Annotated in this window: 9 protein-coding genes; 7 read left to right on the forward strand and 2 right to left on the reverse strand. The window is 71.6% G+C overall.

Annotated elements, in window-relative coordinates; translation table 11 throughout:
- Nucleotides 1–101 precede the first annotated feature (101 nt).
- A complete protein-coding gene (locus AC1DVZ_RS16615) occupies nt 102–977 on the reverse strand; it encodes an enoyl-CoA hydratase/isomerase family protein (protein ID WP_477619316.1) in 876 nt (291 codons plus the stop codon).
- A 156-nt stretch (nt 978–1133) separates the two neighbouring features.
- Here AC1DVZ_RS16615 and AC1DVZ_RS16620 point away from each other — a divergent pair, with 156 nt between their 5' ends.
- From AC1DVZ_RS16620 to AC1DVZ_RS16630, 3 genes are all read left to right on the forward strand, one after another.
- Complete coding sequence (locus AC1DVZ_RS16620; protein ID WP_082592686.1) at nt 1134–1307, forward strand: DUF3117 domain-containing protein; 174 nt, start codon at nt 1134–1136, stop codon at nt 1305–1307.
- Between the two features lie 106 nt (nt 1308–1413).
- On the forward strand, nt 1414–2937 hold the full coding sequence (locus AC1DVZ_RS16625) for a leucyl aminopeptidase family protein (protein WP_477619317.1): 1524 nt from the start codon (nt 1414–1416) through the stop codon (nt 2935–2937).
- Nucleotides 2934–3290, forward strand: a complete 357-nt coding sequence (locus tag AC1DVZ_RS16630) for a hypothetical protein (RefSeq protein WP_477619318.1) — start codon at nt 2934–2936, stop codon at nt 3288–3290. Before AC1DVZ_RS16625 ends, AC1DVZ_RS16630 begins: the two co-directional genes overlap by 4 nt.
- Before the next feature lie 34 nt (nt 3291–3324).
- Here AC1DVZ_RS16630 and AC1DVZ_RS16635 read toward each other — a convergent pair whose 3' ends face one another.
- Nucleotides 3325–3885, reverse strand: a complete 561-nt coding sequence (locus AC1DVZ_RS16635) for an O-methyltransferase (RefSeq protein ID WP_477619319.1) — start codon at nt 3883–3885, stop codon at nt 3325–3327.
- A 149-nt stretch (nt 3886–4034) separates the two neighbouring features.
- On the opposite strand from AC1DVZ_RS16635, the gene sigE reads away from it, so the two are divergent.
- Genes sigE through AC1DVZ_RS16655 form a run of 4 tightly spaced genes read left to right on the forward strand, consistent with a single transcriptional unit; the run spans nt 4035 to nt 7250 of the window.
- Complete coding sequence (sigE, locus tag AC1DVZ_RS16640; RefSeq protein ID WP_477619320.1) at nt 4035–4700, forward strand: RNA polymerase sigma factor SigE; 666 nt, start codon at nt 4035–4037, stop codon at nt 4698–4700.
- The gene (locus AC1DVZ_RS16645; protein WP_477619321.1) at nt 4697–5329 is read left to right on the forward strand and encodes an anti-sigma factor; all 633 of its coding nucleotides are present in this window, start codon (nt 4697–4699) and stop codon (nt 5327–5329) included. The genes sigE and AC1DVZ_RS16645 overlap by 4 nt, the downstream gene beginning before the upstream one ends.
- Nucleotides 5326–6885 carry a S1C family serine protease gene (locus AC1DVZ_RS16650; protein ID WP_477619322.1) on the forward strand — a complete coding sequence of 520 codons (1560 nt, stop codon included), beginning with the start codon at nt 5326–5328 and terminating at the stop codon, nt 6883–6885. Before AC1DVZ_RS16645 ends, AC1DVZ_RS16650 begins: the two co-directional genes overlap by 4 nt.
- A gap of 14 nt (nt 6886–6899) precedes the next feature.
- Nucleotides 6900–7250 carry a twin-arginine translocase TatA/TatE family subunit gene (locus AC1DVZ_RS16655; protein ID WP_477619323.1) on the forward strand — a complete coding sequence of 117 codons (351 nt, stop codon included), beginning with the start codon at nt 6900–6902 and terminating at the stop codon, nt 7248–7250.
- The last annotated feature ends 60 nt before the right edge of the window (nt 7251–7310 follow it).

The raw sequence follows: 7310 nt of genomic DNA on the forward strand, positions 1-7310 counted from the left end.
CGCCCGTGACCCGAGCAACCTTTGCTAGCAAAGGTTGCTCAATGAGGGACAGGTTGCACCGTGTCCGCCAACGAGGAACCTGTGCTGGGTAGGGCGAACGCTCACTCGCCGGTGAAGATCGGCTTCTCCTTGGCGAGGAACGCCGCGACAGCGGCGCGGTGGTCGGCGGTCCCGCCGGTCAGCGTCATGTACTCGCCCTCCTGCGCGAGGGACTCGGTGAGCCCGTGCCCCGCACTGAACGCGACGGCCCTCCGGATGGAGCCGTAGGCCAGCGTGGGGCCGGCAGCCAGGGTCGTCGCCAGCGCGCTCACTGTCGCGTCGAACTCCTCGGCAGACACGACCTTGGTGACCAGGCCCAGGGCCAGGCACTCGTCGGCCGGCACCGTGCGGGGCAGCAGCAGGAGCTCCTTGGCCCTGGCGGGGCCCACGATCCGCTGCAGCGACCAGGAGGTCCCGGAGTCGCAGGACAACGCGATGCCGGCGAAGGCCAGGTTGAAGCCGGCCGTGTCCACGAGCACCCGGAAGTCCGCTGCCAGCGCGAAGCCGGCCCCCGCTCCCGCGGCCACGCCGTTGACCGCCGCGATGACCGGCTTGTCCATGGTCGCGAGGAGCTCGACGATCGGGTTGTAGTGCTTGGCGACGGTGTCCCACAGTGCCGGGTCGTCGCGCTGCAGGAAGGTGATGTGCTCGCGCAGGTCCTGCCCCACGCAGAACGCGCGACCGCTGCCGGTCAGCACCACGCACCGCACGGTGGGGTCCTCGGCGACGTCGGTCAGGGCGGTGACCAGCGCTTCCTTGGTGGCGATGTCGAGCGAGTTCATCGCGTCGGGGCGATTGAGCCGCACCGTGGCCACCGCGCCGTCCCGCTCGACGAGGACGAGGGACTGCGGCGGGGGGCTCGCGTCGGCGCCGGCGTCGCCGGTGGTGTTGTCGCTGGTGGCGGGGTTGGTGTCCGCTGTGTCGGAGGTGTCGCTCATGGGCGCCATCCTGCCGGACCGTCGTCCGACCCGGATTTCGCCTGTGAGCGGGTTCACGGGATAATGGAGCAAATCTGGCGCGCGCGGGGATGATCACAAGCACTGGCGTGGATCCGCGTGGCCAGCAGCAGACCACGCCAAACGGAAGGGACACTCATGGCGGCAATGAAGCCGAGGACCGGCGACGGCCCGCTCGAGGTGACCAAGGAAGGTCGGGGCATCGTGCTGCGCATGCCGCTCGAGGGTGGCGGCCGGCTCGTGGTCGAGATGACCCCCGACGAGGTTCGCGCGCTCGGAGACGCGATCACCAACTGCGAGGGCCTCAAGTAGCCTTCACCGCACGTTTCGAGGACCCCCATCGGCAGTGACCGACGGGGGTCCTCGCGCGTCCGGGGGTATGCCGGGTGCTCGGGGCAAGGTGGATAGGGTCGGGTCCGTGCGTGCACCCGAACTGCTCGACCCCGCCTCCAGCGCCTGGACCCTCTCTGCCGAACCCCTGGCCGACGTCCTCGCGGACCTCGACCCCACCGACCTGCTGCTGGCGCTGCCGGTTCCCGGTGGTGGCCTGGCGTCGACGGGGGCCAGCGCGAAGGCCCTGGCCCTGGTAGGCCTCGACGCCGGTGACGTGGTGGCTGCCCACGAACCCAAGTCCGGGGCCGGTTCGATCACGCGGATCCCGCTCGTTCCGGGGGAGCGACCGGCCCGGACGGTCCTGCTCGTGGGAGTCGGCGACGCCACGGCGTCGGACCTGCGGACGGCCGGTGCCGCCCTGGGGCGAGCCGGCAAGGGGCACGCCTCCCTCGTGACCACCGTCGGCAGCGGCGGCGCCCGTGGTGCGCAGTCGGCGTTCGCGGAGGGACTCGCGCTCGGTGGCTACTCCAGCCCGCGATGGGTGGCTGACGACGCCGAGCCCGCGACCGGTCCGGCGGGGGAGATCGCGCTCGTCGGCTCCTATGACGAGCCCTCGGTAAGGCACTCCGTCGTCCGCGCCCGAGCCACGATGCTGGCCCGCAACCTCGCCGTGGTCCCGTCCAACATCAAGAACCCCGCGTGGCTCGCCGCCCAGGCCCGGACCCTCGCAGGGCGGGCCGGCCTCGACGTGCAGGTGTGGTCCGAGCGTGAGCTGCGCGCCGAGGGATTCGGCGGCCTGCTGGCCGTCGGCGCCGCCTCCGCGTCGCCGCCCCGACTGGTCCAGCTCGACTACGCGCCCCAGGGCGCCACCGCCAGGACGCCTCGAATCGTCTTGGTGGGCAAGGGAATCACCTTCGACACCGGTGGGCTCGACATCAAGCCCGCCGAGGGCATGCTCGCCATGAAGACGGACATGAGTGGCGCAGGCGTCGTCCTCGCCGTGCTCGCGGCCTGCCGCGAGCTGGCAGTGCCCGTGAAGGTGACCGGCCTGCTGGCGCTGGCCGAGAACGGCGTCGGCGGCGCGGCATACCGTCCCTCGGACGTCATCACGCAGTACGGCGGACGCACCGTCGAGATCGGCAACACCGACGCCGAGGGGCGGATCGTGATGGCCGACGCCCTCGCCTACGCCGACCTGCGGCTCAACCCCTCCGTGCTGCTCGACATCGCGACGCTCACCGGCGCCGCGCGGGTCGCCCTCGGCCGCTCCATGGCGCCGGTCTACGGCACGGACGACGCCGTCACCCGCGCCCTCGTCGGGGCCGGCGAGGCGACCGGGGAGCTGCTGTGGCCGATGCCGCTCGTGGAGGACTACCGACCGAACCTGGACAGCGACGTGGCCGACATCAACCACATCGCGGGCATCGGAGGCGGCGGCGGCTCGATCTCGGCAGCATTGTTCCTGCGCGAGTTCGTGGGTGCGCGACGCTGGGCACATCTCGACATCGCCGGGGTGGGTCGCTCCGACGTCGACCGCGGACTCCTCACCAAGGGCGGGACGGGCTTCGGTGCCCGCCTGCTGCTCACCTGGCTGGAGGAGATGTCATGAACGCGGGATACGGCCTGAGCGTGAGGTGGTCCCTGGAGACCGCACCCGACGGCGTCGCCCAGGAGCTGCGTGACTACGTCGTGGGCACGTCGATGGCGAAGTTCATGTTCCTGGACGGGCTCGCCTTCAAGACCTGGCGGATGGTCGAGGGCAAGTGGTTCGAGGGCACCTACGTCTTCGACGAGAAGGTCTACCGCGACGACTTCCAGCGCGAGTTCACCGCGACGGCGGCCGAGTCCGCGGGCAGCGGCATCATCGGGTCCTCCCCGACCCTCATCGAGCCGTTCGAGGTCGTGGCCATCGCCGAGGGCCCCGGTCGGTTCCGTCGCGGCCCCGGTCCCGGCACCGCCTGACCCACCTCGCACCCCGCTTTTGTTGGAAGTGGAACTACCGGAAATCCGGTAGTTCCAGCACCGAGGTCTGCTGGTCGCGCGCCGCCGGGTCGGCCACCTTGTCGTGCCACAGCATGTTGTCGAGCACGAGAACGCCGCCGGAACGCAGCAGGCGGATCCCGTGGCTGACGTACTCGGGGTACTCCACCTTGTCGCCGTCGATGACGACCATGTCGTAGGCGCCGTCGGTCATCCGGGGAAGTACGTCGAGAGCCCGGCCGGTGATGACGCGGGTGCGCTGGTGGGCGATCCCCGCCTCGGCGTAGGCCTTCCTGGCCACGCCCTGGTGCTCGGCCTCGACGTCGATCGTCGTGAGGACCCCGTCCTCCGGCATGCCCTGGAGCAACCACAGACCTGACGTGCCGGCACCGGTGCCCACCTCCACGACCGACTTCGCCTTCACGGCGGCCGCCAGCAGGCGCAGCAGCACCCCGGCACCGTTGCCGACCGGCACGGCACCCAGCTCCTCGCCGCGGCGCCGAGCGGACTCGATGACCTCGTTCTCGGTGACGAAGTCCTCGGCGTAGGCCCAGCTGGCCGGCTTCTGTGCGCTCATGCGGCAAACCCTACTGCCGCAAGCACGACGAACCGGGCACGCGGCATACAGGAAACGCTCAGGTTGTTGGGGAACGATGCAAGCCGTTCGGTCGTCTGGACCGAATGCAGGGTGTGTGCGCCGCCAGGCGCCCGACGGAGGTGAGGGACGTGACCGCGACCGACACGATCGGTTCGGCCCGACAGGATGCCCAGGGGGACGTCCAGGAGGCCCCCGCGTGGGTGCCCCCGACGTGGGAGGAGATCGTCGAGCAGCACTCCGCGCGCGTCTACCGGCTGGCCTACCGCCTCACCGGCAACCCACACGACGCCGAAGACCTGACCCACGACGTGTTCATCCGCGTCTTCCGGTCGCTGCACAGCTACCAGCCCGGCACCTTCGAGGGCTGGCTGCACCGCATCACGACCAACGTCTTCCTCGACAAGATGCGTCGCAAGCAGCGGATCCGCTTCGACGCCCTCTCCGACGAGTCCGCCGCCCGCCTGCCCACCCGTGAGGCGGGGCCCGAGGCGGCGTTCGACGCGACCCACTTCGACGACGACGTGCAGCGAGCGCTCGACGCCCTGTCCCCGGACTTCCGCGCCGCCGTCGTGCTGTGCGACATCGAGGGACTGTCCTACGAGGAGATCGCCGCCACGCTCGGCGTCAAGCTCGGGACGGTGCGCTCGCGCATCCACCGCGGCCGGGCCCAGCTGCGCGAAGCCCTCGCCCACCGCGACCCCACCCTCGCCCGCCCCGCGGTGGACGCCGACCGCGCGCCCGTCGCCAAGCGCCGCATGCCGGTGCTCGGCCGGGCGGTGCACGGATCGCGATGAGCCGCCCGATGTGGGCAGGTATGCCGGGTGCGGCCCTCACAGGGGGACGCGGCCGGTGTCTCGGCGACCAGCTGACGGCCTACGCCGACCGCGCCATGGACGACGCGACCCTGCTGCGGTGGGACCGCCACATCGTCGCCTGTCAGTGCTGCCGGGGAGCTGTCGACGAGGAGCGGCGCGTGCTGATGGCCCTCCGGTCCTCGCTCGGTTCCGCCGTTCCCGGTGACCTGCGCGGCATGTTGCTCGCCCTCGGCACCCAGACCCCGGGTCGCGCGCCTGACGGCTCGGCGCTGACGCCCGGTCCGGTGCTCCCGCCCATCCCGGTGGCGCCCGTGCGGGTCGTCGACCGAGGGGCCCCGGCCCAGCACCGCTCGGCCGGTCGGGCGACCGTCTACGCGGGTCTCGCAGCCGGGGCCACGGCCGCCGCGGCCCTGAGCCTGGTGGTGACCGGTGGCCTGGCCCCGACCACCCCGACGGTCGCTCCAGCGGTGCAACGCGCCCGGCCCGCGACTCCGGGTTTCGCCACCGCCTCGTTCACCGTTCCCGGGCTCGGCGGCACTCCGGCCGCGACCTCCGTGGCACCCGCCGTGGGCACCGGTCGCGGTCGTTCGGCACAATCGTCTCCATGAGCGACGAGCGAGACCCGGCAGGCCCCGACCAGCCGCTCTCCGCCGACCCCCGTCAGTCCGCTCCGGACCCGCTGGGCGAGTCCGTCTGGGACCCTTGGGCGCCCCCGGGACGGGCCGCCGGTGCACACACCCAGCCGGTCGACCTGGCGCACACCCAGGAACTCCAGCCCGCGCCTGCACCGTCGCCTTCCGAGCCTGCCTTGTCCGAACCTGCCCACGTCGACCCGGTCTGGGCCGCTGAGCCGACCGGCTGGCCGGGCGAGGCCTCGGCACACCAGGCACCCGCAGGCCCCACGGCATACCCCTCGAGCGAGCCGAGCGCGCAGGCCTCCTCCGCGGGCGCGGGCTGGGACCCGATCTCCGCCTCCACCGCCGATGCGGGGTATGCCGGCCAGCCGGCACCGTGGGTCGGTCACCATCCAGCAGAGCCGACGGCCCCCCAGCAGAAGGGCCCCGGGTGGGGCGCCCTGGTCGCTGTGGCTGCGGTCTCGGCCCTGGTCGCGGCCGGGCTCGGTGGCGTGTTCGGTGGGTGGCTCGGGGCGACGGGGCGCGTGGACTTCGGCTCGCTGGACCGCGCGCCGTCCTCGATCCCACGGGCAGGCGCCGGTGCCACGTCACGGCCGGAGGGCTCCATCGCCAACATCGCGGCCAAGGCACTGCCCAGCGTCGTGACCATCAAGGTCGGCGGCGCCGACGGCGGCACCGGCTCGGGGTTCGTGCTCGACCGGGACGGCCACATCATCACCAACAACCACGTGGTGGCCAGCGCGGCCAGCGGGGGCATCATCAAGGTCGAGCTGTCCAACGGCACCGAGATCGACGCGACGATCGCCGGTCGCGACGGGTCCTACGACCTGGCGGTGCTCAAGACCAACCGCACCGACCTCGTGCCGCTGGTGATCGGCTCGTCCAAGGACGTCGTCGTGGGGGACCAGGTCATCGCCGTCGGTGCGCCGCTCGGCCTCGAGTCCAGCGTCACCAGCGGCATCGTCAGCGCGCTCAACCGCCCCGTCAGCCCCGGCGGGGACGGCAACCAGCAGTCCTTCATCAACGCCATCCAGACCGACGCGGCGATCAACCCCGGCAACAGCGGTGGACCACTGCTCAACATGTCCGGCGAGGTCATCGGCGTGAACTCGGCCATCGCGCGGATCCCCGGAACCACCGACACCCAGTCGGGCAACATCGGTGTCGGGTTCTCGATCCCGAGCGACCAGGTCCTCAAGACGGCCGAACAGCTCATCAAGACCGGCTCGGCGCAGCACCCGGTGATCGGTGTCGTGCTCGACCGCGAGTTCACCGGTGACGGCGTGCGCATCCTGGCGAAGCCGAGCAACGACAGCGGTCCGCCGGTCGACCCCGACGGCCCGGCAGGCAAGGCGGGGATCAAGGCAGGGGACGTCATCATCGAGTTCGACGGGCGACGGGTGACCGACCCCGACGACCTCGTCGTGGCGATCCGCGCCAAGAGCGTCGGCGACGACGTCTCGATGAAGGTCCGCCGCGGGAGTGAGACGATCAGCGTCACACTCACGTTGTCCGGCTCGGGCAAGTAGCGGCAGGGGCTGGCATGGCGGGCGTCAACGGCTGGGAGTTCATCGCGCTGATCGTGCTGGCCGTGGTGATCCTCGGCCCGGAACGACTGCCCGAGTACGCCTCGAAGCTGGCGCAGTTCGTGCGTCAGGCCCGCAGCATGGCCGAGGGCGCCAAGGGTCAGCTGCGCGAGCAGATGGGGCCGGAGTTCGACGACATCGACTGGCGGCAGTACGACCCCCGTCAGTACGACCCCCGCCGGATCGTCCGCGAAGCGTTGCTCGACCCGACGCCGGTCCAGCCAGACGGCTCCGGTCCGACCTACTCGACGAGCACGGGCGGACACGACGCTGCCAGGCCGACGCCCTTCGACGACGACGCCACCTGACCGAGGATCACCCCCTACGCCCCGGTCGATGTAAACACGCCGGGGATCCCCGGCGTGTTT

This window comes from Pedococcus sp. P2_E5 (genome assembly GCF_056403895.1).